This window comes from Burkholderia sp. Bp8986, assembly GCF_003854225.1.
In the GTDB taxonomy this organism is placed as follows: Bacteria; Pseudomonadota; Gammaproteobacteria; order Burkholderiales; family Burkholderiaceae; genus Burkholderia.
Map to the genome: position 1 here is coordinate 37,328 of NZ_QTQM01000033.1, position 25,392 is coordinate 62,719.

General features: G+C 65.3%; 17 protein-coding genes. 9 read left to right on the forward strand and 8 right to left on the reverse strand.

The genetic code is table 11. The features are described from left to right. Positions 1–58 precede the first annotated feature (58 nt). The 3 genes from infB (at position 59) to truB (ending at position 4,438) form a co-directional block, all read left to right on the forward strand. A complete protein-coding gene (gene infB, locus DID99_RS25565; protein ID WP_124488901.1) occupies positions 59–2,980 on the forward strand; it encodes a translation initiation factor IF-2 in 2,922 nt (973 codons plus the stop codon). 113 nt (positions 2,981–3,093) lie between these two features. Next, positions 3,094–3,492, forward strand: coding sequence for a 30S ribosome-binding factor RbfA (rbfA, locus tag DID99_RS25570; protein WP_006495346.1), 399 nt, complete (start codon positions 3,094–3,096; stop codon positions 3,490–3,492). Between the two features lie 13 nt (positions 3,493–3,505). Continuing rightward, a complete protein-coding gene (gene truB, locus DID99_RS25575) occupies positions 3,506–4,438 on the forward strand; it encodes a tRNA pseudouridine(55) synthase TruB (RefSeq protein WP_124571738.1) in 933 nt (310 codons plus the stop codon). Positions 4,439–4,530: 92 nt separating this feature from the next. Here truB and DID99_RS25580 read toward each other — a convergent pair whose 3' ends face one another. From DID99_RS25580 to DID99_RS25595, 4 genes are all read right to left on the reverse strand, one after another. After that, positions 4,531–6,090: a DHA2 family efflux MFS transporter permease subunit gene (locus DID99_RS25580; protein ID WP_044846030.1), complete on the reverse strand. Its 1,560-nt coding sequence runs from the start codon at positions 6,088–6,090 to the stop codon at positions 4,531–4,533. Positions 6,091–6,117: 27 nt separating this feature from the next. Next, positions 6,118–7,335 carry an efflux RND transporter periplasmic adaptor subunit gene (locus tag DID99_RS25585; protein ID WP_124571739.1) on the reverse strand — a complete coding sequence of 406 codons (1,218 nt, stop codon included), beginning with the start codon at positions 7,333–7,335 and terminating at the stop codon, positions 6,118–6,120. 52 nt (positions 7,336–7,387) lie between these two features. Further along, positions 7,388–8,884 (reverse strand): efflux transporter outer membrane subunit, encoded by a 1,497-nt coding sequence (locus DID99_RS25590; protein WP_124488904.1) that lies wholly within the window; start codon positions 8,882–8,884, stop codon positions 7,388–7,390. A gap of 87 nt (positions 8,885–8,971) precedes the next feature. Then, positions 8,972–9,463, reverse strand: a complete 492-nt coding sequence (locus DID99_RS25595; RefSeq protein WP_014897211.1) for a MarR family winged helix-turn-helix transcriptional regulator — start codon at positions 9,461–9,463, stop codon at positions 8,972–8,974. A gap of 334 nt (positions 9,464–9,797) precedes the next feature. Here DID99_RS25595 and typA point away from each other — a divergent pair, with 334 nt between their 5' ends. The 6 genes from typA to DID99_RS25625 all read left to right on the forward strand — a co-directional run bounded on the left by typA (position 9,798) and on the right by DID99_RS25625 (position 19,482). Further along, complete coding sequence (gene typA / locus DID99_RS25600; RefSeq protein WP_044846027.1) at positions 9,798–11,624, forward strand: translational GTPase TypA; 1,827 nt, start codon at positions 9,798–9,800, stop codon at positions 11,622–11,624. Between the two features lie 316 nt (positions 11,625–11,940). Further along, a complete protein-coding gene (locus DID99_RS25605; protein WP_044846026.1) occupies positions 11,941–14,805 on the forward strand; it encodes a 2-oxoglutarate dehydrogenase E1 component in 2,865 nt (954 codons plus the stop codon). Between the two features lie 136 nt (positions 14,806–14,941). Further along, on the forward strand, positions 14,942–16,219 hold the full coding sequence (odhB, locus tag DID99_RS25610; protein ID WP_044846025.1) for a 2-oxoglutarate dehydrogenase complex dihydrolipoyllysine-residue succinyltransferase: 1,278 nt from the start codon (positions 14,942–14,944) through the stop codon (positions 16,217–16,219). Between the two features lie 81 nt (positions 16,220–16,300). Continuing rightward, the gene (lpdA, locus tag DID99_RS25615; protein WP_044846024.1) at positions 16,301–17,731 is read left to right on the forward strand and encodes a dihydrolipoyl dehydrogenase; all 1,431 of its coding nucleotides are present in this window, start codon (positions 16,301–16,303) and stop codon (positions 17,729–17,731) included. Positions 17,732–17,829: 98 nt separating this feature from the next. Then, the gene (gene zapE / locus DID99_RS25620; RefSeq protein ID WP_124488906.1) at positions 17,830–18,927 is read left to right on the forward strand and encodes a cell division protein ZapE; all 1,098 of its coding nucleotides are present in this window, start codon (positions 17,830–17,832) and stop codon (positions 18,925–18,927) included. 144 nt (positions 18,928–19,071) lie between these two features. Next, complete coding sequence (locus DID99_RS25625; RefSeq protein WP_124523840.1) at positions 19,072–19,482, forward strand: transposase; 411 nt, start codon at positions 19,072–19,074, stop codon at positions 19,480–19,482. 103 nt (positions 19,483–19,585) lie between these two features. On the opposite strand, the gene DID99_RS25630 is transcribed toward DID99_RS25625, so the two are convergent. From DID99_RS25630 to DID99_RS25645, 4 genes are all read right to left on the reverse strand, one after another. Continuing rightward, positions 19,586–20,047, reverse strand: coding sequence for a DUF2147 domain-containing protein (locus tag DID99_RS25630; RefSeq protein WP_124488928.1), 462 nt, complete (start codon positions 20,045–20,047; stop codon positions 19,586–19,588). 166 nt (positions 20,048–20,213) lie between these two features. Further along, positions 20,214–21,899: a ShlB/FhaC/HecB family hemolysin secretion/activation protein gene (locus tag DID99_RS25635; protein ID WP_124667730.1), complete on the reverse strand. Its 1,686-nt coding sequence runs from the start codon at positions 21,897–21,899 to the stop codon at positions 20,214–20,216. 144 nt (positions 21,900–22,043) lie between these two features. Beyond that, positions 22,044–23,393: a collagen-like triple helix repeat-containing protein gene (locus DID99_RS25640; RefSeq protein WP_124488908.1), complete on the reverse strand. Its 1,350-nt coding sequence runs from the start codon at positions 23,391–23,393 to the stop codon at positions 22,044–22,046. 40 nt (positions 23,394–23,433) lie between these two features. Then, positions 23,434–25,035 carry a collagen-like triple helix repeat-containing protein gene (locus DID99_RS25645; RefSeq protein ID WP_124667731.1) on the reverse strand — a complete coding sequence of 534 codons (1,602 nt, stop codon included), beginning with the start codon at positions 25,033–25,035 and terminating at the stop codon, positions 23,434–23,436. Positions 25,036–25,392 lie beyond the last annotated feature (357 nt).

Genomic DNA, 25,392 nt, shown 5'->3' on the forward strand with positions numbered 1-25,392 from the left:
CGTATGGCCTGACCCGATGCTAACCGCAAGGAATCGGTCCTTGCACTAAGAGGAATGAATGGCGAGTAACAACGTAGCCCAATTTGCCGCGGAACTGAAAATGCCTGCTGGTGTGCTGCTCGAACAGCTGCAGGCAGCGGGCGTCCAGAAAGCGAGTGAAGACGATGCGCTGTCCGAAGCGGACAAGGCGCGTCTGCTCGATCATTTGCGCAAGTCACACGGCGCAACCGACGGCGACAAGCGCAAGATCACGCTGACCCGCAAGCATACGTCGGAGATCAAGCAATCTGACGCGACGGGCAAGGCTCGCACCATTCAGGTCGAGGTCCGCAAGAAGCGTACGTTCGTCAAGCGCGACGACGTGGCCGAGGGTGCGGAACAGGGTCAGGCGCAGGTCGCCGAAGCGGACGACGATGCGGAACTGAAGCGTCGCGAGGAAGAAGCGCGCCGCGAGGCCGAGCTGCTCGAGAAGCAGGCGCAGGAACTGCGCGAGCGCCAGGAGCGCCTCGAGCGCGAGGAAGCCGAGCGCCGTGCCCGTGAGGAAGCGGCCGAAGCCGAGCGCCGCCGTGCCGAGGAAGAAGCGGCGGCGAAGCGTGCCGCGGCCGAAGCCGCAGCGGCACAGCAGGCGGCTGCCCAGCAGGCCGCCGAGGCTCAGCAGGAAGCAGCCGGTGCGCAGTCCGCGCAGGATGAAGCACGCGCGGCCGCCGAACGTGCGGCCCAGCGCGAAGCGGCGAAGAAGGCCGAGGATGCTGCCCGCGAGGCTGCGGACAAGGCGCGCGCCGAGCAGGAAGAGATCAGCAAGCGTCGCGCGGCGGCAGAAGCCGAAGCACGCGCGATCCGCGAAATGATGAACACGCCGCGCAAGGCCGTGGTCAAGGCAGTCGAGCCGCCGAAGCCGGTGGAACCGCCGAAGCCGGCCGAAGCGAAGGGCACGCTGCACAAGCCGGCAAAGCCGGCGGGCGCAGGCGCGCAGGCACGTCCGGCCGTGAAGAAGCCGGCCGGTGCAGCGCCGGCGGCCACGACGGCACCGGCAGGCGCGGGCGACCGCAACAAGAAGCCGGGCGGCGGCAAGGGCGGCTGGCAGGACGACGCAGCGAAGCGCCGCGGCATCAAGACGCGCGGCGATTCGAGCGGCGGCGTCGACCGCGGCTGGCGCGGCGGCCCGAAGGGTCGCGGCCGTCACCAGGACAGCGCATCGACGTTCCAGGCACCGACCGAGCCGATCGTGCGTGAAGTGCACGTGCCGGAAACCATCTCGGTTGCCGATCTCGCGCACAAGATGTCGATCAAGGCCTCCGAAGTCATCAAGGTGATGATGAAGATGGGCCAGATGGTCACGATCAACCAGGTGCTGGACCAGGAAACGGCGATGATCGTCGTCGAGGAACTGGGCCACCGCGCGGTTGCCGCGAAGCTGGACGATCCGGAAGCACTGCTGGTCGAAGGCGAGACCGGTACCGATGCGGAACAGCTGCCGCGCCCGCCGGTCGTCACCGTGATGGGTCACGTCGACCACGGCAAGACCTCGCTGCTCGACCACATCCGCCGCGCGAAGGTTGCAGCGGGCGAAGCGGGCGGCATTACGCAGCACATCGGCGCATACCACGTCGAAACGCCGCGCGGCGTCATCACGTTCCTCGATACGCCGGGTCACGAAGCGTTCACGGCAATGCGTGCACGCGGCGCGAAGGCGACCGACATCGTGGTGCTGGTGGTGGCTGCCGACGACGGCGTGATGCCGCAGACGAAGGAAGCCATCGCGCACGCGAAGGCGGGTGGCGTGCCGATCGTCGTGGCGATCAACAAGATCGACAAGCCGGAAGCGAACCCGGACCGCGTCAAGCAGGAACTGGTCGCGGAAGGCGTCGTGCCGGAAGAATACGGTGGCGATTCGCCGTTCGTGCCGGTGTCGGCCAAGACGGGCGCCGGTATCGACGACCTGCTCGAGAACGTGCTGCTGCAGGCGGAAGTGCTGGAACTGAAGGCACCGGTCGAGGCGCCGGCGAAGGGCATCGTGATCGAAGCGAAGCTGGACAAGGGCAAGGGCCCGGTCGCGACGATCCTGGTGCAGTCGGGTACGCTGAATCGCGGCGACATCGTGCTCGCAGGCACGGCTTACGGCCGCGTGCGTGCGATGCTCGACGAGAACGGCAAGCCGACGAAGGAAGCCGGCCCGTCGATCCCGGTCGAAATCCAGGGTCTGTCGGAAGTGCCGGGTGCAGGCGAGGAAGTGATCGTGCTGCCGGACGAGCGCAAGGCGCGCGAAATCGCGCTGTTCCGTCAGGGCAAGTTCCGCGACGTCAAGCTGGCGAAGCAGCAGGCCGCGAAGCTGGAAAGCATGCTCGAGCAGATGGGCGAAGGCGAAGTGCAGAACCTGCCGCTCATCATCAAGGCAGACGTGCAGGGCTCGCAGGAAGCGCTCGTGCAGTCGCTGCTCAAGCTGTCGACCGACGAAGTGCGCGTGCAGATCGTGCACAGCGCGGTGGGCGGCATCAGCGAGAACGACGTCAACCTGGCAACGGCATCGAAGGCGGTCATCATCGGCTTCAACACGCGTGCGGATGCACAGGCGCGCAAGCTGGCCGAAGCGAACGGTATCGACATCCGCTACTACAACATCATCTACGACGCAGTGGATGAGGTGAAGGCCGCGATGTCGGGCATGCTGGCGCCGGAGAAGCGCGAAGTCGTGACCGGCATGGTCGAGGTGCGCCAGGTGTTCAAGGTGCCGAAGGTCGGTACGGTTGCCGGCTGTATGGTCACCGACGGTATCGTCAAGCGCTCGTCGTCGGTTCGCGTGCTGCGCAACAACGTCGTGATCTTCACGGGCGAACTCGAATCGCTGAAGCGCTTCAAGGACGACGTGAAGGAAGTCAAGCAAGGCTTCGAGTGCGGTATGTCGGTGAAGAACTTCAACGACATCATCGAAGGCGACCAGTTCGAAGTCTTCGAAGTGACCGAAGTCGCACGGACGCTGTAATCGTCGCGTATCGGCTCATGGGGCGGGGCAGGCTTGGGCCTGTCCCGCCCATTTTCATGGTGGCGTGCCAACGGCGCGTCGCTTTATCCTGATAAACGGATCACGGATCGATCATGTCCAGGAAACGTACTTCCCCCAATCGCAACGTTCAGATCGCCGACCAGATTCAGCGCGATCTGTCCGAACTCATCATGCGCGAGGTCAAAGACCCGCGCATCGGTATCGTGACCATCCAGAGCGTCGAGCTCACGCCGGACTACGCGCACGCGAAGGTCTATTTCACGGCGCTGACCGGCGATCCGGACAAGACGCAGGAAGCGCTGAACCACGCGTCGGGCCACCTGCACAACCTGCTGTTCAAGCGCCTGCACATTCATACGGTGCCGACGCTGCACTTCCATTACGACCAGACGATCGAGAAGGCGGTGGAAATGTCGCGCCTGATCAAGGAAGCCAACTCGACGCGCGCGAAGGACGACGACGAAGCCGACGCGCCCGCGAAGGACGATTGAGCGCGCACGCCCCATGACGACTGCAGCTCCCCAGCGTCCACGCGTGCCGCGGCGCGCGCTGGACGGCGTCCTTCTGCTCGACAAGCCGGTCGGCCTGTCGAGCAACGACGCCCTGATTCGCGCGAAGCGCCTGCTTCTCGCGAAGAAAGCCGGCCATACCGGCACGCTCGATCCGCTGGCCTCGGGCCTGTTGCCGCTGTGCTTCGGCGAAGCGACGAAGTTCTCGCAGGACTTGCTGGAAGCGGACAAGACCTACGAAGCGACGATGCGTCTTGGCGTGCGCACGACCACCGGCGACGCGGAAGGCGACGTGCTCGACACGCGCGCCGTCGAATGCGACCGTGCGGCGGTCGAAGCGGCGCTCGCGCGCTTTACCGGCGAGATCGTGCAGGTGCCGCCGATGTATTCGGCGCTCAAGCGCGATGGCAAGCCGCTGTACGAATACGCGCGTGCGGGCCAGACCGTCGAGCGGGAAGGCCGCAACGTGACGATCCACGCGCTCGATCTGCTGGCCTGTGAATTGCCGGACGTGACGTTCCGCGTGACCTGCAGCAAGGGCACGTATGTGCGCACGCTGGCCGAAGACATCGGCGAAGCGCTCGGCTGCGGTGCGCATCTGACGATGCTGCGTCGCACGGGTGTCGGCGCGCTGACGCTCGAACACGCGGTGACGCTCGACGCGCTGTCCGATGCCGCCGAAGGCGCGCGCGACGCGTGGCTGCAGCCGGTCGACGCGTTGCTGTCGACGTTTCCGCTGGTGCGCCTCGACGAAACGAGTGCGAAGCGATTCCTGCACGGCCAGCGCTTGCCGCTGTCGGCGCTCGATTCGATCGATGCGGCCGAGGGCGAGCGTGTGCGCGTGTACGACGCGCAGCGACTGCTCGGCGTGGCGCGCAAGGCCAACGGCGTGCTCGCGCCCGAACGCCTCGTCGTGACGGCTGCATGATGCGCGGCGCGCAAGCGCCGTCGTCGGAACGAAAAAAACCCGGTCGAAATCGACCGGGTTTTTTGTTGGGCGCGCTGGTTCGAGCGCGGTGCTCAGTGTGCAGCCGACGCCGCCGCACCCGCATCGCCGCCGCCCGCGCGCTCCGGCTTCGTGATCCAGATCAGTCCGATCAGCAGCACGAAGATCGCCGCCGAGATGTAGAACAGGTCGTTCACGCCGAGTTGCGCAGCCTGCTGCGTGGCCATGTTGTTGATGAGGCCGTGCGCCTGGTCCTGCGTCAGCCCGAGGCTGCGCATCTGTGTGACGGCCTGGTTGAACGTCGGGTTGTACGGGTTCGCCTGCTCGACCAGTTGCGCGTGATGGAAGTTGTTGCGGTGGTCCCACGCGGTCTGGAAGATCGATGTGCCGATGCCGCCGCACATGATCCGCACGAAGTTCGACAGGCCGGACGCCGCGGGAATGCGGTTGCCGGGCAGGCCGGACAGCGTGATCGACACGAGCGGGATGAAGAAGCCCGCCATCGCGATACCCTGCACGAGCGTCGGCAGCGTCAGCGACCATTCGTCGACGCCCGTCGTGTATCGCGAACGCATCCAGAAGCACAGCGCAAACGTCAGGAACGACGCCGTCGAGATGAAGCGCGGATCGGTACGCGGCAGATACTTCCCGGTGAGTGGCGACAACAGGATCGCGAACAACCCGACCGGCGCCATCACGAGGCCGGCGTCGGTCGCGGTGTAGCCGATTTGCGTCTGCAGCCACAGCGGCAACAGCACGAGATTGCCGAAGTACAGGCCGTACCCGATCGACAGTGCGACTGTGCCGCCGGTGAAGTTCCGCATGCGGAACAGCGACAGGTCGACGACCGGGTGCTCGGCGGTCAGCTCCCAGATCACGAAGAACGCGAACGCAATGACAGCGGTCAGCGCGAGCACGATGATGGTCGTCGACGCGAACCAGTCGAGATCCTTGCCCTTGTCGAGCATGATCTGCAGCGAGCCGACCCAGATGACCAGCAGCGCGAGGCCCACGCCGTCGATCGGCGCGCGGCGCACGGCCGACTCCCGATTGCGATAGATCGCCCACGTCGCGGCGGCGGCGGCGATGCCGACCGGGATGTTGACGTAGAAGATCCACGGCCACGAATAGTTGTCCGAGATCCAGCCGCCGAGAATCGGGCCCGCGACGGGCGCGATCAGCGTCGTCATCGCCCATAGTGCGAGCGCCATCGGTGCCTTCGCGCGCGGATAGCTCGACAGCAGGAGCGCTTGCGACAGCGGAATCATCGGGCCCGCGACCGCGCCCTGCAGCACGCGCGAGCCGAGCAGGAACGGCAGGTTCGGCGACAGCCCGCACATCCACGACGAGATGACGAACAGGATGATCGACGCGAGGAACAGGCGGACCTGACCGAAGCGGTCGGTCAGCCAGCCCGTCAGCGGCACGGAGATCGCGTTCGCGACGGCGAACGACGTGATGACCCACGTACCCTGGTCGGACGACACGCCGAGGTCGCCCGAGATGGTCGGGATCGCGACGTTCGCGATGGACGTGTCGAGCACGTTCATGAACACCGCGAGCGATACCGCGATCGTCCCGAGCACGAGTTGCCCGCCCTGCAGCGGCGGGTGGGAGACAGGAGCCTGTGCCATGTCGATAGTTTTCCGGAGTCGGAACCGTCACATCATCTTGGCGGCGGCGTTCGACTTCGCCGCGGCCGGTGCGGGCGCGTTGCCGCCGGCGTTCTCGGCGATGATGCGCGCGATCTCGGCGTCGGCTTCGTCGCCGTACTTCGCGAACACGTTCGTTTCGTAGACCGTGTTCTGCGCGTTGGCGAGCTGGTCGCCGTGCTCGTCCTTGATGTCGACGTCGACCTGCATCGACAGGCCGATGCGCAGCGGATGCTTCTCGAGTTCCTTCGGATCGATCTCGATACGCACCGGCAGGCGCTGCACGACCTTGATCCAGTTGCCCGTCGCGTTCTGCGCCGGCAGCAGCGAGAACGCCGAACCCGTGCCGGCCGAGAAGCCGACGACCTTGCCGTGGTAGACGGCCGACGAGCCGTAGATGTCGGCGGTCAATTCGACCGGCTGGCCGATGCGCATGTGCTTGAGCTGGACTTCCTTGAAGTTCGCGTCGACCCACACCGCGTTCAGCGGCACGACCGACATCAGCGGGTTGCCCGGCGACACGCGCTGGCCGACCTGAACCGAGCGCTTCGCGACATAGCCGGTGACCGGTGCGGGCAACACGTTGCGCGCGTTCGCGAGGTACGCGTCGCGAACCTTCGCTGCCGCGGCCATCACGTTCGGGTGCGACGCGATCGTCGTGTTCGCGGTCAGTGCGCGGTTCGATGCGAGCTGCTGTTGCGCGGCGTCGACCGACGCCTGCGCGGCGCGCACCGCGTCGCGTGCATGGGAGATTTCTTCCTGCGACACGGCGCCCGTCTGTGCGACGGCCATCCGGCGGCGCAGGTCGTCCTGCGCCTTCGACAGGTCGGACTGGCGCAGCGCGACTTGCGCGCGGTACTGGTCGTCGTTGACGAACAGGCCGCGCACCTGGCGCACCGTCTGCGCTAGGTTGGCCTCGGCCTGCTGCAGCGCGACCTGCGAGTCGGCCGGGTCGAGCACGACCAGCGGATCGCCGGCCTTGACCGTCTGCGTATCGTCGGCCTTCACGGCGATCACGGTACCCGTGACCTGCGGCGTGATCTGCACGACGTTGCCGTTCACGTATGCGTCGTCCGTCTCTTCATGGAAGCGCGCGACGAGGAAGTAGTACAGACCGTACGCGATGGCCGCGATCACGATGACCGCGATCAGCAGCGTCATCATCCGTTTGCGCTTCCCGTTGTTCTGCGGCTGTGCGCTGGCGGCGTTTTGTTGAGGGTCGCTCATGGCGATTTTCTCCGTCCGTTATTTCGAGTGTCTGCGTAGTGGTGGCGCCGGATCAGTTGGCGGCCTGTCTTGTCTGCTTGTCGGCGTCGGGCGCGGCGAGCCGCGTGCCGGTCGCGTCGAACCCGCCGCCGAGCGCCTTGATCAACGCGAGCTGCATGTCGCGCCGGCGCATCTTCAGGTTGGTCACCGTCTGTTCCGATGCGAGGCGGTTGGTGTCCGCGGTCAGCACCTGGAGCTGCGGCGACAGGCCCGCCTTGTAGCGGATCACGGCGAGGTCGTACGCCCGCGTCGACGCATCGAGCGCACGCTGCGCGTCATCCATCTGGCGATCGACCGCACGGATCGACGCGACCTGCGTCGCGACGTCGTTCAGCGCGCTGATCAGCGTCTGGTTGTAGTTCGCGACCGACAGGTCGAAGTCCGCGTAGCGGCCCTTGAGCTGCGCGCGCAACGCACCGGCATCGAAGATCGGCAGGTGGATGGCCGGCCCGAACTGCGCCTGGCGGCTCGCGAAATTCAGGAATTTGCCCCAGCCGAACGCATCGAAGCCGAAGCCGGCCGCGAGGTTCACGTCGGGGAAGAATTCGGCCTTTGCTTCCTTCACGTCGTGCATCGCGGCCTCGACCTGCCAGCGCGCGGCGACGATGTCGGGACGGCGCGACACGAGGTCGGCCGGCAGGTTGCCGGGCAGTGCGACTTCGCCGGTCGGGTTCATCACCGGCGCGGCGATCTGCAGCCCGCGATCCGGCCCCTTGCCGAGCAGTGCGGCGAGCTGGTAGCGCACGGTCGTGATCTGGCCGTCGAGGTCGGACAGCGATGCCTGGGTCGTCGCGATGTTGCCGCGCGCAGTCTGGCGTTCCACGTTGGTGTCGAGACCGGCCGACACGCGGCCGTCGGTGATCCTGCCGACCGTCTGGCGGTTGGCGATCTCGCGCTGCGCGATGTCGCGCAGCGCATACAGCTGGGCGAGCGAGTTGTAGGTGCGGGCCACCGACGACGCGAGCGTGATGCGCGCCTGTTGCATGTCGGCCTCGGCGGCCTTTTCCTGCGACACGGCGGTGTGCAGGCGCTCGCGGTTCTTGCCCCACAGGTCGAGATCCCACGACGCGCTCGCGAGCGCGTTGTTCTCGCTGTACCACTGGCCGCCGTACGGGGGCGGGAACAGCGCGTTCGACGAATACAGCTCGCGTGTCCACGAGTAGCTGGCTTCGGCTTTCGGCATCAGGTTCGAGCGCGACGACTCGATGTACGACGACGCCTTCGCGATGCGCGCCTGTGCCTGCGCGATCGACGGGTTGCCCTGGAGCGCCTCGTCGATCAGCTTCGGCAACTGCGGATCGCCGAACTGGTTGGCCCAGTCGAGCGCCGGCCACTGGCCGCCCTGGGCCGGCAGGCTCTGGGCGGTTTCGAATTGCGATGCGGGTGCGATCTGCTTGTCGCTCTTGATGCCGATGTAGTTTGCGCAGCCCGCCAGCGCCAGCGCGGCAACCGCGGCGGCGACGGCGGCGCGGCACGACCCGGCGCGCACGGACAACGGGGAGGATTTCATCGCGCTGTTCCCTGACTCGGAATGAATGATGGACACTGCAAGGATTTCCTTACATTGATCTGTCAAAAGTAATTGTTATGGCAACTATTACGTGATGCTGCCGCCCGCGGTTTCGCAGTAGTTGCTGAGAATGCGGCGCAGCATGCTCTTCAGGAACCCGACTTCTTCCGGCGTAAATCCGTCCAGCAGCTCGTCGAGCACGCTGCGGAACACCGGCGGCAAACGCTCGGCAAGCGCGCGGCCTTCATCGGTCAGCTCGAGGCGTACGACCCGCCGATCCTCGATGCTGCGCACGCGGGACAGCAGGCCGCGTTTCTCGACGCGATCGAGCAGGCGCGTGACCGCGCTCGCGTCGATCCCGTATTCCCGAGCGAGTTCGGCGGCCGTCGAGCACTTTCCGACGGCGATCATGAACAGCATGCTCGCCTGCGTGCCCGTAATGCCGAGCTCTTCCTGCGTGCGCTGCGTGACGAGGTTGGTCATCACCGACTTCACACGCGACATCAGATAACCGACGCTGTCGTTCATCTGATACGAGGACAGCGGTGAAACGGGCGGTTGGGAAGGAGAATCCGACATAAAACCCTGAAGCTGCAATAGTTGACTAGGCAGCAGTATAGGCGCTATTTGCTTGCCGCGGCAAATATTAATCGAACGGGCGGGCGGGCGCTGCGCGGCCCGAAATTCCCTTGCGGACGTCAGGGTCTTCGTTCGTGGGCGGTGTGTCGGCAGGCGAAATCGCCCTCTGCGAGGCGAGGGCGGGGCGCATCATCTTTCGCGTTGCAACACACGGTCCGGCTCTCGACATTCTCACGTGCTATAATTTGAGGCTTTCCAAGCTGCAACGCGCGCGCACGTGTCCCGGTGACTGACGAGCGTGCGCGTTTGCGCGTTCAACGATTTCCAGGTTTCTATGACCCGCGCCCTTCGCAATATCGCCATCATCGCTCACGTCGACCACGGCAAGACCACGCTCGTCGACCAACTGCTCCGCCAGTCCGGCACCTTCCGCGAGAACCAGCAGATTGCCGAGCGAGTGATGGACTCGAACGACATCGAAAAAGAGCGCGGGATCACGATTCTCGCGAAGAACTGCGCGGTCGAATACGAAGGCACGCACATCAACATCGTCGACACGCCGGGGCACGCGGACTTCGGTGGCGAGGTGGAGCGTGTGCTGTCGATGGTCGACTCGGTGCTGCTGCTCGTCGACGCGGTCGAGGGCCCGATGCCGCAAACGCGCTTCGTCACGAAGAAGGCGCTGGCGCTCGGCCTGAAGCCGATCGTGGTCGTCAACAAGATCGACCGTCCGGGCGCGCGGATCGACTGGGTCATCAACCAGACCTTCGACCTGTTCGACAAGCTCGGCGCGACCGAAGAGCAGCTCGACTTCCCGATCGTCTACGCATCGGGCCTGAACGGCTATGCGTCGCTCGATCCGGCGACCCGCGAAGGCGACATGCGCCCGCTGTTCGAGGCGATCCTCGCGCACGTGCCGGTTCGCCCGGCCGATCCGGAAGCGCCGCTGCAGCTCCAGATCACGTCGCTCGACTACTCGACGTACGTCGGCCGGATCGGCGTCGGCCGCATCACGCGCGGCCGCATCAAGCCGGGCCAGCCGGTCGTGATGCGCTTCGGTCCGGAAGGCGACGTGCTGAACCGCAAGATCAACCAGGTGCTGTCGTTCAAGGGCCTCGAGCGCGTGCAGGTCGAGTCGGCTGAAGCCGGCGACATCGTGCTGATCAACGGTATTGAAGACGTCGGCATCGGCGCGACGATCTGCGCGGTCGACACGCCGGAAGCGCTGCCGATGATCACGGTCGACGAACCGACGCTGACGATGAACTTCCTCGTCAACTCGTCGCCGCTGGCAGGCCGCGAAGGCAAGTTCGTGACGAGCCGCCAGATCCGCGACCGCCTGATGAAGGAACTGAACCACAACGTCGCGCTGCGCGTGAAGGACACGGGCGACGAAACGGTGTTCGAAGTGTCGGGCCGCGGCGAACTGCACCTGACGATTCTCGTCGAGAACATGCGCCGTGAAGGGTATGAGCTGGCCGTGTCGCGTCCGCGCGTCGTGATGCAGGAAATCGACGGTGTGCGCCACGAGCCGTACGAGCTGCTGACGGTCGACGTCGAAGACGAGCACCAGGGCGGCGTGATGGAAGAGCTCGGTCGCCGCAAGGGCGAAATGCTCGACATGGCATCGGACGGCCGCGGCCGCACGCGCCTGGAATACAAGATCTCGGCACGTGGCCTGATCGGCTTCCAGAGCGAATTCCTGACGCTCACGCGCGGCACGGGCCTGATGAGCCACATCTTCGACTCGTACGCACCGGTCAAGGACGGCTCGGTCTTCGAGCGCCGCAACGGCGTGCTGATCTCGCAGGATGACGGCGCCGCGGTCGCCTACGCACTGTGGAAGCTGCAGGATCGCGGCCGCATGTTCGTGAAGCCGGGCGATGCGCTGTATGAGGGCATGATCATCGGCATCCACAGCCGCGACAACGACCTCGTCGTGAACCCGATCAAGGGCAAGCAACTGACCAACGTGCGCGCGTCGGGCACCGACGAAGCCGTGCGCCTCGTGCCGCCGGTCCAGATGTCGCTCGAATACGCGGTCGAATTCATCGACGACGACGAACTCGTGGAAGTGACGCCGCAGTCGATCCGCCTGCGCAAGCGCTTCCTGAAGGAGCACGAGCGTCGCCGCGCGAGCCGCGAAGGCGCGGTCGACTAAGTTCGATCGTTCCCTTGCATGATGAAAAAGGCTGCCTTCGGGCGGCCTTTTTTGCATCTGCGCGATGCGCAATCGGGCGGGCTGCAAAACACTGTTCCCGCGGGTCGTGGCAATCCGGCAAAACCCCGTCACGCGGTGCTTTCGGGCACATTTCGTCGTGAACTTCGGTAACGGTTCTGTGATATGCTGCGCGCACGCAAGTTTTAGGTCCTTCCAAGCAAGACTTGATTCGCAATCCGCTAAACGGTCAGGCCGTGTCGCGGAAGGTTGAGTAACCCGCTATTTCTCGAGAAGCTCGAAGAAAGGTGAGCGTAAAATGTCAGATGTAATGAAGCAGTTTCAGCTGAACTCCTATCTGTTCGGCGGCAATGCTTCGTACGTTGAAGAACTGTACGATGCATACCTCAACAATCCGGCATCGGTGCCGGAGAACTGGCGAGAGTATTTCGACGCGCTGCAGAACGTGCCTGCAACCGACGGCTCGAATGCCAATGACGTCGCTCATTTTCCGATCGTCGAATCGTTCGCCGAGCGCGCGAAGGCCAATGCCTTCATCCCGCGCGAAAGCACCAGCAATCTGGCGACCGCGCGCAAGCAGGTCCACGTCCAGTCCCTCATCAGCGCATATCGCTTCCTCGGCTCGCAATGGGCCAATCTGGATCCGCTGAAGCGTCGCGAACGTCCCGCCATTCCCGAACTCGAACCCGCGTTCTACGACTTCTCCGAAGGCGACCTCGACCAGACGTACAGCGCAAGCAACCTGTATTTCGGCTTCGACCAGGCTTCGCTGCGCGACATCGTCAAGGGCCTGCGTGACACGTATTGCGGCACGATCGGCGCCGAATACATGTACATCAGCGATCCGGAGCAGAAGCGCTGGTGGCAGGAGCGCCTGGAATCGACCCGCGCGACGCCGTCCTTCTCGATCGACAAGAAGAAGCACATCCTGAATCGCCTGACGGCAGCGGAAGGCCTCGAGCGCTATCTGCACACCAAGTACGTCGGCCAGAAGCGCTTCTCGCTCGAAGGCGGCGAAAGCTTCATCGCGGCGATGGACGAAGTCGTCCAGCACGCGGGCAAGCGCGGCGTGCAGGAAATCATCATCGGCATGGCCCACCGCGGCCGTCTGAACGTGCTGGTCAACACGCTGGGCAAGATGCCGGCCGACCTGTTCGCCGAATTCGAAGGCAAGCACGTCGACGACCTGCCGGCCGGTGACGTGAAGTACCACAAGGGCTTCTCGTCGGACGTGTCGACCGAAGGCGGTCCGGTCCACCTGTCGCTCGCGTTCAACCCGTCGCACCTCGAAATCGTGAACCCGGTGGTCGAAGGTTCCGCGAAGGCGCGGATGGACCGTCGCGGCGACGAAGACGGCCTGCAAGTGCTGCCGGTGCAGATCCACGGCGACGCGGCCTTCGCCGGCCAGGGCGTCGTGATGGAAACGCTGAACCTCGCGCAGACGCGCGGTTACGGCACGCACGGCACGCTGCACATCGTCATCAACAACCAGATCGGCTTCACGACGTCGGACCCGCGCGATGCGCGCTCGACGCTGTACTGTACCGACGTGGTCAAGATGATCGAAGCGCCGGTGCTGCACGTGAACGGTGACGATCCGGAAGCCGTCGTGCTCGCGATCCAGATCGCGATCGACTACCGGATGCAGTTCCACAAGGATGTCGTGATCGACATCGTCTGCTTCCGCAAGCTGGGTCACAACGAGCAGGACACGCCGGCGGTCACGCAGCCGCTGATGTACAAGAAGATCGCGCAGCACCCGGGCACCCGTGCGCTGTATGCCGAGAAGCTCGTGCAGCAGGGCGTGATCACCGCGGAAGACGCCGACAACTACGTGAAGGCGTACCGCAAGGCGATGGACGACGGCCACCACACCGTCGATCCGGTCCTGTCGAACTACAAGAGCAAGTACGCGGTCGACTGGGTTCCGTTCCTGAACCGCAAGTGGACGGACGCAGCCGATACGGCCGTGCCGCTCGCCGAACTGAAGCGCCTGGGCGAACGCATCACGACGGTCCCGGAAAACTTCAAGGTTCACCCGCTCGTCGAGCGCGTGATCAACGACCGCCGCAACATGGCGCGCGGCGACCAGCCGCTCGACTGGGGCATGGGCGAACACCTCGCGTTCGCGTCGCTCGTCGCATCGGGCTACTCGGTGCGCCTGACGGGCCAGGACTCGGGCCGCGGCACGTTCACGCACCGTCACGCGGTGCTGCACGACCAGAACCGCGAGCGCTGGAACGACGGCACGTACGTGCCGCTGCAGAACATCGCCGACGGTCAGGCGAAGTTCACGGTGATCGACTCGGTGCTGTCCGAAGAAGCTGTGCTGGGCTTCGAATACGGTTACTCGACCGCCGAGCCGAACACGCTCGTGCTGTGGGAAGCGCAGTTCGGCGACTTCGTCAACGGCGCGCAGGTCGTGATCGACCAGTTCATCTCGTCGGGCGAAGTGAAGTGGGGCCGCGTGTCGGGTCTCACGATGCTGCTGCCGCACGGCTACGAAGGCCAGGGTCCGGAACACTCGTCGACGCGTATCGAGCGTTTCCTGCAACTGTGTGCCGATCACAACATGCAGGTCGTCCAGCCGACGACGCCGGCGCAGATTTTCCACCTGCTGCGTCGCCAGATGATCCGCCTGTTCCGCAAGCCGCTGATCGTCGCCACGCCGAAGTCGCTGCTGCGCCACAAGGAAGCGGTGTCGGACCTGTCGGAACTCGCGAAGGGTTCGTTCCAGCCGGTGCTGGGCGAAACCGACGGCGGCATCGACGCGAAGAAGGTCAAGCGCGTGCTGGCTTGCTCGGGCCGCGTGTACTACGACCTCGTCGCGCATCGCCGCGAAGCGAAGGCGAACGACGTCGCGATCATCCGTATCGAGCAGCTGTATCCGTTCGCGCACAAGCAGTTCGAAGCCGAAATGAAGAAGTACGAGAACGCGACTGAAGTGGTCTGGGTGCAGGACGAGCCGCAGAACCAGGGTCCCTGGTTCTACGTCGAGCACCACCTGAAGGAAGGCATGAAGGAAGGGCAGAAGCTGGCATACAGCGGCCGTCCGGCTTCGGCCTCGCCGGCGGTTGGCTACTACGCGAAGCACTACGAGCAGCAGAAGGCCCTCATCGAAGGTGCATTCGGCCGCCTGAAGAGCGCATCGATCGCGAAATAACCGACGTCAAGCGAAACGGGAAGGCGCACTGCGCTTTCCCGTCTCTTTTGGCCTGCCGGGCGCGTCGCGCGCCGCACCGGCCGAAGGAATCGCACGAACCTCGTCATACCCCAGATTAAGCATCCAGGAAAATCACATGGCTATCGTAGAAGTCAAAGTCCCCCAGCTTTCGGAGTCGGTTTCGGAAGCCACCATGCTGCAGTGGAAGAAGAAGCCGGGCGAAGCAGTCGCGCAGGACGAAATCCTGATCGAACTCGAGACCGACAAGGTCGTGCTCGAAGTGCCGGCACCGGCCGCGGGCGTGCTCGCGCAAGTGCTGCAGAACGACGGTGACACCGTGGTCGCCGACCAGATCATCGCGACGATCGACACCGAAGCGAAGGCAGGTGCTGCCGAAGCAGCGGCAGGCGCCGCCGAAGTGAAGCCGGCGGCAGCCCCTGCTGCAGCCGCACCGGCAGCACAGCCGGCCGTCGCGACCGCGTCGAGCTCGGCCGCCGCATCGCCGGCCGCAGCGAAGCTGCTGGCCGAGAAGGGCCTGTCGGCAGGCGACGTCGCAGGTTCGGGCCGTGACGGCCGTGTCACGAAGGGCGACGCGCTGGCCGCAGGCAGCGCACCGAAAGCTGCTCCGGCCGCCGCACCGGCGAAGGCCGCTGCTGCGAAGCCGGCGCTGCCGGAAGTGAAGGTGCCGGCATCGGCAGCGACGTGGCTGAACGATCGTCCGGAACAGCGCGTGCCGATGTCGCGCCTGCGTGCGCGTATCGCCGAGCGTCTGCTCGAGTCGCAGCAGACCAACGCGATCCTGACGACGTTCAACGAAGTGAACATGGCTCCGGTCATGGAACTGCGCAACAAGTACAAGGACAAGTTCGAGAAGGAACATGGCGTGAAGCTCGGCTTCATGTCGTTCTTCGTGAAGGCGGCCGTGCACGCGCTGAAGAAGTTCCCGCTGGTGAACGCGTCGATCGACGGTAACGACATCGTCTACCACGGCTACTTCGACATCGGTATCGCGGTCGGTTCGCCGCGCGGCCTGGTCGTGCCGATCCTGCGCAACGCCGATCAGCTGAGCCTCGCCGAGATCGAGAAGAAGATCGCCGAATTCGGCCAGAAGGCGAAGGACGGCAAGCTGTCGATCGAGGAAATGACGGGCGGTACGTTCTCGATCTCGAACGGCGGCGTGTTCGGGTCGATGCTGTCGACCCCGATCATCAACCCGCCGCAATCGGCCATCCTCGGCGTGCACGCGACGAAGGAACGCCCGGTTGTCGAAAACGGCCAGATCGTGATCCGTCCGATCAACTACCTGGCACTGTCGTACGACCACCGCATCATCGACGGCCGCGAAGCAGTCCTGTCGCTCGTCGCGATGAAGGATGCGCTGGAAGATCCGGCACGCCTGCTGCTCGACCTGTAAGCCGAGTCTCACTGCATTGACCCGCCCCGCACGCTCGCGCACTTGCGCGAGCGTGCGGGCGTACAAGTAGAAAGGATTGTCATGTCCAAGGAATTTGACGTCGTCGTGATCGGCGCCGGCCCCGGCGGCTACATCGCCGCGATTCGCGCCGCGCAGCTCGGCAAGACCGTTGCCTGTATCGAGAAGTGGAAGAACCCGGCCGGCGCGCTGAAGCTCGGCGGTACCTGCCTGAACGTCGGCTGCATCCCGTCGAAGGCGCTGCTCGCCTCGTCGGAAGAATTCGAGAACACGTCGCATCACCTGGCCGACCACGGCATCACGGTCGACGGCGTGAAGATCGACGTCGCGAAGATGCTCGGCCGCAAGGATGCGATCGTCGAGAAAATGACGAGCGGGATCGAGTTCCTGTTCAAGAAGAACAAGATCACCTGGCTGAAGGGCCATGGCAAGTTCACCGGCAAGACCGATGCCGGCGTGCAGATCGAAGTGAGCGGCGAGGGTGAAACCGAAGTCGTCACCGCGAAGAACGTGATCATCGCGACGGGCTCGAAGGCGCGTCACCTGCCGGGTATCCCGGTCGACAACAAGATCGTGTCGGACAACGAAGGTGCGCTGACGTTCGACTCGGTGCCGAAGAAGCTCGCCGTGATCGGCGCAGGCGTGATCGGCCTCGAGCTCGGCTCGGTGTGGCGTCGCCTGGGTGCCGAAGTGACGGTGCTCGAAGCGCTGCCGGCATTCCTCGGTGCAGCCGACGAAGCGCTCGCGAAGGAAGCGGCCAAGCTGTTCAAGAAGCAGGGCCTCGACATCCATCTCGGCGTGAAGATCGGCGAAGTGAAGACGACCGCCGACGGCGTGTCGATCGCTTACACGGACAAGGACGGCAACGCGCAGACGCTCGACGCCGACCGCCTGATCGTGTCGGTCGGCCGCGTGCCGAACACCGACAACCTCGGCCTCGAGGCAATCGGCCTGAAGGCGAACGAGCGTGGCTTCATCGACGTGGACGACCACTGCCGTACCGCGGTGCCGAACGTCTACGCGATCGGCGACGTGGTGCGCGGCCCGATGCTCGCGCACAAGGCGGAAGACGAAGGCGTGCTGGTCGCGGAAGTGATCGACGGCCAGAAGCCGCACATCGACTACAACTGCATTCCGTGGGTGATCTACACGTACCCGGAAATCGCATGGGTCGGCAAGACGGAACAGCAGCTGAAGGCCGAAGGCCGCGAGATCAAGTCGGGCAAGTTCCCGTTCTCGATCAACGGCCGCGCGCTCGGCATGAACGCGCCGGACGGTTTCGTGAAGATGATCGCGGACGCGAAGACCGACGAACTGCTCGGCGTGCACGTGATCGCCGCGAACGCGTCGGACCTGATCGCGGAAGCCGTGGTGGCGATGGAGTTCAAGGCGGCGTCGGAAGACATCGCCCGCATCTGCCATCCGCACCCGTCGATGTCGGAAGTGATGCGCGAAGCGGCGCTCGCCGTCGACAAGCGCTCGCTGAACAGCTGAGCGCGGTATAGCGCCGGCCGGCCATTGGCCGGTGCAGCCGTCTCATGACGAAGGCGGGCGGGGTTTCCCGCTCGCCTTCGTTCTTTCCGGTTTGCCCGATGAACGTCACCGAATACTACACGCGCGAACTGACCACGCGCGGCTATCAGTCCGATCCCGCCCAGCGCGCGGCCGTCGATCGCCTGCAGCGCTGTTTCGACGAGTGGGTCGAGTACAAGGCGCGTCGCTCGAACGCGTTCAAGAAGCTCATCAATCATCCGGACCTCCCGCGCGGCGTCTACATGTGGGGCGGCGTCGGCCGCGGCAAGAGCTTCCTGATGGACAGCTTCTATGCGGTGGTGCCCGTGCAGCGCAAGACGCGCCTGCATTTCCACGAATTCATGCGTGAAGTCCACCGCGAACTCGAGGAGCTGAAAGGGCAGGCCGATCCGCTCGACGAGCTCGCGCGGCGCATCGCGAAGCGCTACCGGCTGATCTGTTTCGACGAATTCCACGTGTCGGACATCGCGGACGCGATGATCCTGTACCGGCTGCTCGATCGCCTCTTCAACAACGGCGTGCAGTTCGTGATGACGTCCAACTACGATCCCGACGATCTGTATCCCGATGGCCTGCATCGCGACCGCATGCTGCCGGCGATCGCGCTGATCAAGCAAAAGCTCGACGTGCTGAACGTCGACGCGGGCGTCGACTATCGTCAGCGCACGCTGGCGCAGGTGCAGATGTACCACACGCCGCTCGGCGCGGACGCCGATCGCGAATTGCGTCATGCGTTCGCGAAGCTCGCCGCGGTGCCGGACGAAAGCCCGCTCCTGCATATCGAGAAGCGCGAGTTGAAGGCGCTGCGCAAGGCCGACGGGGTCGTCTGGTTCGACTTCGCGACGCTGTGCGGCGGCCCGCGTTCACAGAACGACTATCTCGAGCTTGCCAGCCGCTTCCATGCGATCGTGCTGTCGGAAGTGCCGCAGATGTCGCCGCGGATGGCGTCCGAGGCGCGACGCTTCACCTGGCTCATCGACGTGCTGTACGACCACAAGGTCAAGCTGCTGATGTCCGCGGCGGTGCCGGCGGAGCAGTTGTACGTCGAAGGGCCGATGGCGAACGAGTTCACGCGCACGGTGTCGCGGATCGTCGAGATGCAGTCGAAGGAATACCTCGAAACGCCGCGTCGTATCGTCGATACTTCGCTGACCTGATCGCGGTTGCCGACGAGCGGCGGGCTTCAAAGGTCAATTCCGGTCAAATTCCCGCAATCTCCGGGTATTTTCGGACTTGTCTTATGTTCACGGTCGAGGTCAGCCGATATCGTTGTGTCATGGTTCCCAAGGCTGGAGATATCCATGACACCGTACCGCGATCTGACCGACCATGAGTGGCGCTGCGTCGCGCCGTTTTTTCCCGAAATGCAGCCGCGCACCGAGTTGCGCGGCCGACCATTGGCCAACACACGCGCCGTCCTGAACGGCGTGCTGTGGGTCATTTATAGCGGCGCGACCTGGTCCGCGATGCCGCGTCGTTACCCTTCGTACCAAACCTGCCACCGCCGTTTCAAGGTCTGGCACGAGACCGGCACGCTGCGGCAGGTGATGCACGCGTTGTATGGCGACGCAGGCGCGAATCTGTGCGACCAGCTGGCCACGCGGATGCGCAAGCACACGCAATCGAAGGCGGCAGCTGTGCGCAGTGCCGTGGCGCCGGTCTATCGCGCACCGCGCAGCTACACGGCGGATGCGCTGAAGCGCGCAGCGTGATGTCGATCGGTTTCATGCACGTCGGCGTCAAAACAAAATCGGCCTGACGACGTCGTCGCAGGCCGATTTTTTTATCGCGTCGAGCGTGTCGACGCGCGTTGCGTCATTGTGCGCGAACCCAGGTCTGCGACCGGCCGAGCAGCGATACGCCGATATAGCCGCGCACGACGAGCTTCTGGCCGCCGTCTTCGAGCGACATCTTGCACTTGTAGACCTTGCCGTTCTCCGGGTCGAGAATGTTGCCGCCGTCCCAGTGATCGCCGTCCTTCTTCATCGCCTTGATGATCGTCATGCCCTTGATGAGCTGATCTTTGCGCTCGTCCGTGCATGCGGTGCAGCGGCGATCGGGCGTGTCATTGGCGCCGAGGCCCTTGACGACTTTGCCCGACAGCGAGCCTTCGCCGTCGTCGGCGATCTGTACGAGCGCCTTCGGCTGATGCGTGTTGTCGTCGATCGTCTGCCACATGCCGACGGGGCTGTCGGCCTGGGCGAAGGTTGGGGCGGCGCAAGCGAGCAGGGCGCTTGCGACGGCCAGCGCGCGCAACGGGCGGGTCAGTTGAATCATCGTCTTCCTCCTTGTTTCATGTCGTGTTCGATGTGCCCGCACGACCGTCTGCATGGGGCGGTGGCATGTTGCGAGCTTTGCCAGAATACGTGAAACCGCACGCTGCGTTTGATAGAGGGGGTTCTAATCCAAACGGCCCGCGAGACGCAGGCTGTTTGGTGACCGATCAGTTGAGCTGATACGAGAACGCGGCATTCACGCGCGGGCTGCGCGATGCGCTTTCAACCGGTGCATCGCCGACCGGCTTCGCGATGTTCAGGTCGAGACTGTAATAGCGGCTGTCGGTAAACCGCACGCCGATACCGACCGACGACAGGCGGCTAGGCGACGGCGTGCCGGTATGCAGATACACGCGCGCCATGTCGTACGCGATGTACGGCGTGATCGATTTCATGTACGTCCAGCCCGGCGTGAACCCGCGGTTGACCTCCAGCGACATTCCCCAGCCCGAATCGCCCGACGTTTCGCCGGGCTGGTAGCCGAGGGCATAGCGTGTCGAACCGAACGAGATCTGCTCCGACGTCGGCAGCGAGTCGGGGCTGTACTGGCCGGTCAGCGAGACCGACGTGCCGATCTTGAACGGCCATTCGTTGGTCTGCGTGAAGGTCGCGCCGGTGCGCACGAACGTCAGCGAGATCGGGCTGTCCACCGACGTCGTGTTCGAGCCGATCGTGATGTCCTGCGATTTCGACGCGCCGAGAATGTTGAAGCCCTTCGCGACGTTCACGCTCAGCTTCTGTACCTGCTTGGCCGATACGCTCGTATAGTCGAGCTGCATCTGCAGCACGCGGACCTGCGAGCGTGTATCGATGCTGTTGCCGCTGATCTTGTTCTGGTAGCGGTCTTCGTTGTGCGACGCATAGCCCGACACGGTGCCGAGCAGGCTGCGCTGGTTGTTCAGCAGCAACGGATAGGATGCCGAAAGACCGAGCTTCTCGTTCTTGACGGTGCGCTCGACGGTCGACGGCAGGCCCGGGTTGTCGGTCGGCTTGCCGCGATACGTGCTGGCGTCGAGGCGCGTGACCAGGCCGCTGCTGCCGACCGGCACGGCACCGCTGAATGCGACGTAGGTCTGCTTGTCGCGTCCGGGCGGCACCAGCGCGGAAATGCTCAATTGCTCGCCGAACGACGTGAGGCCGTTCTCCGTTGCGGTGATGAGCCCCTGCACGCCCGGGTGATTGAAATCGATGCCGGTGCTGATGTTGAATGCCTTGCGGTCGACGGCCAGTTCGAGCGTCGTTGCGCCGTCGGTCGTCTGCGGCGGCGGCACATTGGCCTTCACCGACACGCCGGGCAGGAGACCGAACGTGTTCACGTAGCGTTCGAACGTCGCGCGGCGCAGCGGGCGATCGGCCGTGATGTGCGCGGCGATCGCGCGGATCTTCGATTCCATCGCGCCGGGCTTGCCGGTCACCTTGACGTCCGACACATAGCCTTCGACGACCGTGACGCGCACGACGCCGTTCTCGAACGTCTGCGCGGGAATGAACGCGAACGACAGCGCATAGCCGCGATCCTGGTACAGCTTGGTCACGCCGTTGGCGGTTTCGATCAGCTCGCCGATCGTGATGTCCTTGCCGACGAGGGGCGTGAAGCGACGCGAGATCTCGTCGAACGGTACCGACTTCACGCCTTCGACCTGGAACGTCGTCGGCGTCAGGTGCCGCGACAGCAGTTCCTGCAGTTGCGGTGCCTGCGGCGCGACCTGCACGGTGACGCTCGGGCTTTTCTGTGGTGCGTTGATCTGGGGGAGGGAATCGAGCGGGTTACCTGCCGCGCGCGTTTGTGCATGCGCCGTGCCTGCTGCCGCGATAGCGAGCAGCATCATCCATCTGTCGAGTCTGGATTTCATTGTTCTTCCTCGTAGGCCTTGCTTTTCATCTTCTTTCTAATGCGGGCGCGCGACACCAGGGTGTCGCGCGCCGCGTGCCGCATTGCCGGTTGTATTGGTACGGCCGCGCCTCCTGCTCCGGCTGCAAAGGCGCGATCGTCCTCCTTACTTGCCGACGCTACCCAGCGTGCCCAGCAGCCCCGTGACCGGTGCCAGCAGACCCGTCGAACTGCCCGACGATGCCGCACCCGTCACGCTGCCGACCAGCGACGTGACTGGTGCGAGCGGGCTCGACGAACCCCCGGTTCCCGCTGCACCGCCGACTGTTCCGGTGACAGTATTCAGCAAACCGGTGACTGGCGCGAGAGGGTTTGCCCCGCCTGCACCACCCGTTGCGCCGCCCAGCGTGCCCGTGACCGTCGACACGAGGCCCGTGACGGGCGCGAGCGGATTGCTGCCCGAGCTGCCCGTTGCGCCGCCGACCGCACCCGTGAGCGAACCGAGCGGCGTCGAGCCGAGGCCGGACAGCAGGCCGCCGAGCGGGTTCGTCGAGCCGGAACCCGACGACGTGCCGTTCTGGACCGTAGCCGTCGAGCCGCCGACGAGGCTGGTGAGCAGGCCGGGGATCGGTGCCGCGCCGTTCGGACCGTTCGGGTTCACGAGGCCGCCCGCGTTGGTCACGGTGTTGCCGACCGCGGTGACGAGCTGGCCGACGTCGCCGACGAGCGGCTGGTTAGACGTGCTTGCGACCTTCGTGCCCGCCGAGCTGATTGCACCGCCGACCTGACCGAGCAGGCCCGACACGGGCTGCCCGAGGCCGGTGGTCGTGCCGACCTGTTGCGTGACCTGGCCTGCGGTGATCACCAGCGGCGTGATCGCCGAGCTGAGCGGTTGCGTAACCTGCTGCACGGCACCCGACGACAGCGTCGAACCGATCGTCGTGCCGGCTGCCGACAGGCCGTTGGCAACCGTGTCGAGCACGGTTCCGACCGGCGTCGTGACAGGGGCGAGCGGCGCGAGCGGACCCGTGCCGAGCGCCTTGACCGTCGAACTCAGTCCGGACACGGTGTTGCTCGTCGCGCCCACGACGTTCCCGAGGCCGGCGACCGTCGTGCCGACGGGATCCTTGATCGAGCCGGTCTGTCCCAGCCCGTTGCTCAACGCATCGGCAGCCGCGTTGATGATCGTGCCGGTGCTCGAGACGGTGCTGCCGACACCCTTCGTCACGCCGTCGCCGAGGCCGGGCACGCTGATGTTGCCGACCGTGCTGCCGAGGTCGGTTGCCGTCTGGCCGATCGTGCTGACAGCGCCCTTGGTGCCGGTGGACGAGCCGCTGGTGCCGCTCGTACCACTGGTGCCGCTCGTGCCGCTGCTGCTGCCGGCATTGCTGCTCGTCGGCGGCGTGCTGACGCTGTTGCCGCCGCAGGCGGCCAGCAGGCACGCTGCGGCGAAAGCGGTGAGGGGCGCGCGCCATTGGCGCAGGGCGGCCGTCGTGATGGAACGTTGCTGGGACATGATGGACTCCTCGCTGTCTTGTCGATGAATGGATGTTCGATTACTTGCCGTGCGTGCCGCCGAGCAGGCCGCCGATCAGCGACGTGACAGGCGCGAGCGGGTTCGGGCCCGAGCCCGAATTCGTGACGGCGCCCGTGGTGCCGCTCAGCGCCGGGGCGCCGACCGTGCTGGTGACCGCGGACACGGCGCCCGTCACGGGAGCGAGCGGGTTGCTGCCGCCCGCGCCGCCCGTTGCGCCGCCGAGCGCGCCGGTAACCGTGGAGACGAGGCCGGTGACCGGAGCGAGCGGACCGCCGCTCGTGCCGCCCGCTGCGCCGCCGAGTGCGCCGGTGACGGTGGAGACGAGGCCGGTGACCGGAGCGAGCGGGCCACCGCTCGTGCCGCCGGCTGCGCCACCGAGCGCGCCGGTAACCGTGGAGACGAGGCCGGTGACCGGAGCGAGCGGACCGCCGCTCGTGCCACCCGTTGCGCCGCCGAGTGCGCCGGTGACGGTGGAGACGAGGCCGGTGACCGGAGCGAGCGGGCCGCCGCTCGTACCGCCCGTTGCGCCGCCGAGCGTGCCGGTGACGGTCGTGAGCAGGCCCGTGAGCGGCGCGAGCGGGTTGGTCGCGCCGCCGGTGGCGCCCGTGAGCAGGCCGCCGACGGCCTTCACGGTATTGCCGGTCGACGAAACAGTGCTGCCGAGGCCGGTCGTGACGGGATTGCCGCCCGTCGACGCAATCACCGCGCCGGCCTGGTTCAGGCCGTTGCCGATCGTGCCGAGCAGCGTGTTGACCGGGGCGCCGAGGCCGGTGGCCGTCCCGATCGTCTGCGTCGTCTGACCGACCATCGTCGTGATCGGCGTGATCGCCGAGCTGACCGTCTGCGTGACCTGCTGGATCGGGCCGGTCGACAGCACGTTGGACAGCGTGGTGCCGCCGTTCGAAACCGCGTTGCCGACCTGCGTCACGAGGCCGCCGACGGCGCCGGTGACGGGAGCGAGTGGCGACAACGGGCCGCTGCCGAGGCTCGTGACCAGGTTGCCGGTCTGCGTGACTGCGCCGCCGAGCTGGTTCACCACGCCGCCGGTGCTGGCGACCGTGACGCCGACCGGGTCTTTCGTTGCGCCGAGCTGGCCGAGGCCGTTGCCGAGGCCATTGCCGAGTGCAGTGACCGCGCCGCCGACGTTCTGGATGATGCCGCCCGCCGCCTGCGTCGTGGCCGGGTTGACGCCGGGCAACGACTGGCTTGCGACGACGCCGCCGAGGTTTGACACGGTGCCACCGAGATTGGTGACGAGATTGCTGCCGCTTGCGAGGACCTGACCCACTGCGTTCGACGACACACCGGAGGTGCCGCTCGTTCCGCTGGACGTTCCGCTCGTCGTGCCGCTGGTGCTGCCGCTCGTCGAGCCGCTCGTGCTGCCACTGGTCGAGCCACTGGTGCCGCCCGACGTGCTGCCGCTCGTCGAACCGGACGTGCCGCCCGAGGTGCCGCCGCCCGACGTCGAGACGGAGTCGCCACCGCCCGAGCTGGAGCCGCCGCTGAGCCCCTTGCTGATGGAACCGGAGCCGCCGCACGCGGAGAGGGAAAGCATGGCTGCCACGGTGGCCGCGATCATAGTCGTCCGGAGCGTGCCATGAGGGATAACCTGAATGTCCATTTCGTCCTCGCATTGAAGCTGATGTTGTGTTGAGTGATGCGGGGATTACTCTGCAACTGTCGTGCCATTTCGATGGCCGACGGTTCGACGATTGGTTTTAAACGGGGCAATTCCTTGTCGGAAAAGGGATTTAGGCAAACTGAAAGATTGTTGAATCTGTTTAAGAACGGTCGAATGAGAACGGTTTCGGCCGTTTCGTAACGTAACGTCACAACATTGGCGTTACGCGTGCGGCGTAACGTGGGCGGGCGTGCAGGCCTGGCGGGCGCTCCGGCTGTTTTACTGGTGGATTAGGTGTGCACATCTAACCTATCGTAAGTCCTATGTGTAAGTCGTACCGAAACGCCGTACAAATAC

Bases quoted from the DNA above. Each gene is read 5' to 3' on its own strand.
- infB (WP_124488901.1), top strand. From the start codon at position 59: ATGGCGAGTAACAACGTAGCCCAATTTGCCGCGGAACTGAAAATGCCT.
- rbfA (WP_006495346.1), top strand. From the start codon at position 3,094: ATGTCCAGGAAACGTACTTCCCCCAATCGCAACGTTCAGATCGCCGAC.
- truB (WP_124571738.1), top strand. From the start codon at position 3,506: ATGACGACTGCAGCTCCCCAGCGTCCACGCGTGCCGCGGCGCGCGCTG.
- DID99_RS25580 (WP_044846030.1), bottom strand. From the start codon at position 6,090: ATGGCACAGGCTCCTGTCTCCCACCCGCCGCTGCAGGGCGGGCAACTC.
- DID99_RS25585 (WP_124571739.1), bottom strand. From the start codon at position 7,335: ATGAGCGACCCTCAACAAAACGCCGCCAGCGCACAGCCGCAGAACAAC.
- DID99_RS25590 (WP_124488904.1), bottom strand. From the start codon at position 8,884: ATGAAATCCTCCCCGTTGTCCGTGCGCGCCGGGTCGTGCCGCGCCGCC.
- DID99_RS25595 (WP_014897211.1), bottom strand. From the start codon at position 9,463: ATGTCGGATTCTCCTTCCCAACCGCCCGTTTCACCGCTGTCCTCGTAT.
- typA (WP_044846027.1), top strand. From the start codon at position 9,798: ATGACCCGCGCCCTTCGCAATATCGCCATCATCGCTCACGTCGACCAC.
- DID99_RS25605 (WP_044846026.1), top strand. From the start codon at position 11,941: ATGTCAGATGTAATGAAGCAGTTTCAGCTGAACTCCTATCTGTTCGGC.
- odhB (WP_044846025.1), top strand. From the start codon at position 14,942: ATGGCTATCGTAGAAGTCAAAGTCCCCCAGCTTTCGGAGTCGGTTTCG.
- lpdA (WP_044846024.1), top strand. From the start codon at position 16,301: ATGTCCAAGGAATTTGACGTCGTCGTGATCGGCGCCGGCCCCGGCGGC.
- zapE (WP_124488906.1), top strand. From the start codon at position 17,830: ATGAACGTCACCGAATACTACACGCGCGAACTGACCACGCGCGGCTAT.
- DID99_RS25625 (WP_124523840.1), top strand. From the start codon at position 19,072: ATGACACCGTACCGCGATCTGACCGACCATGAGTGGCGCTGCGTCGCG.
- DID99_RS25630 (WP_124488928.1), bottom strand. From the start codon at position 20,047: ATGATTCAACTGACCCGCCCGTTGCGCGCGCTGGCCGTCGCAAGCGCC.
- DID99_RS25635 (WP_124667730.1), bottom strand. From the start codon at position 21,899: ATGAAATCCAGACTCGACAGATGGATGATGCTGCTCGCTATCGCGGCA.
- DID99_RS25640 (WP_124488908.1), bottom strand. From the start codon at position 23,393: ATGTCCCAGCAACGTTCCATCACGACGGCCGCCCTGCGCCAATGGCGC.
- DID99_RS25645 (WP_124667731.1), bottom strand. From the start codon at position 25,035: ATGGACATTCAGGTTATCCCTCATGGCACGCTCCGGACGACTATGATC.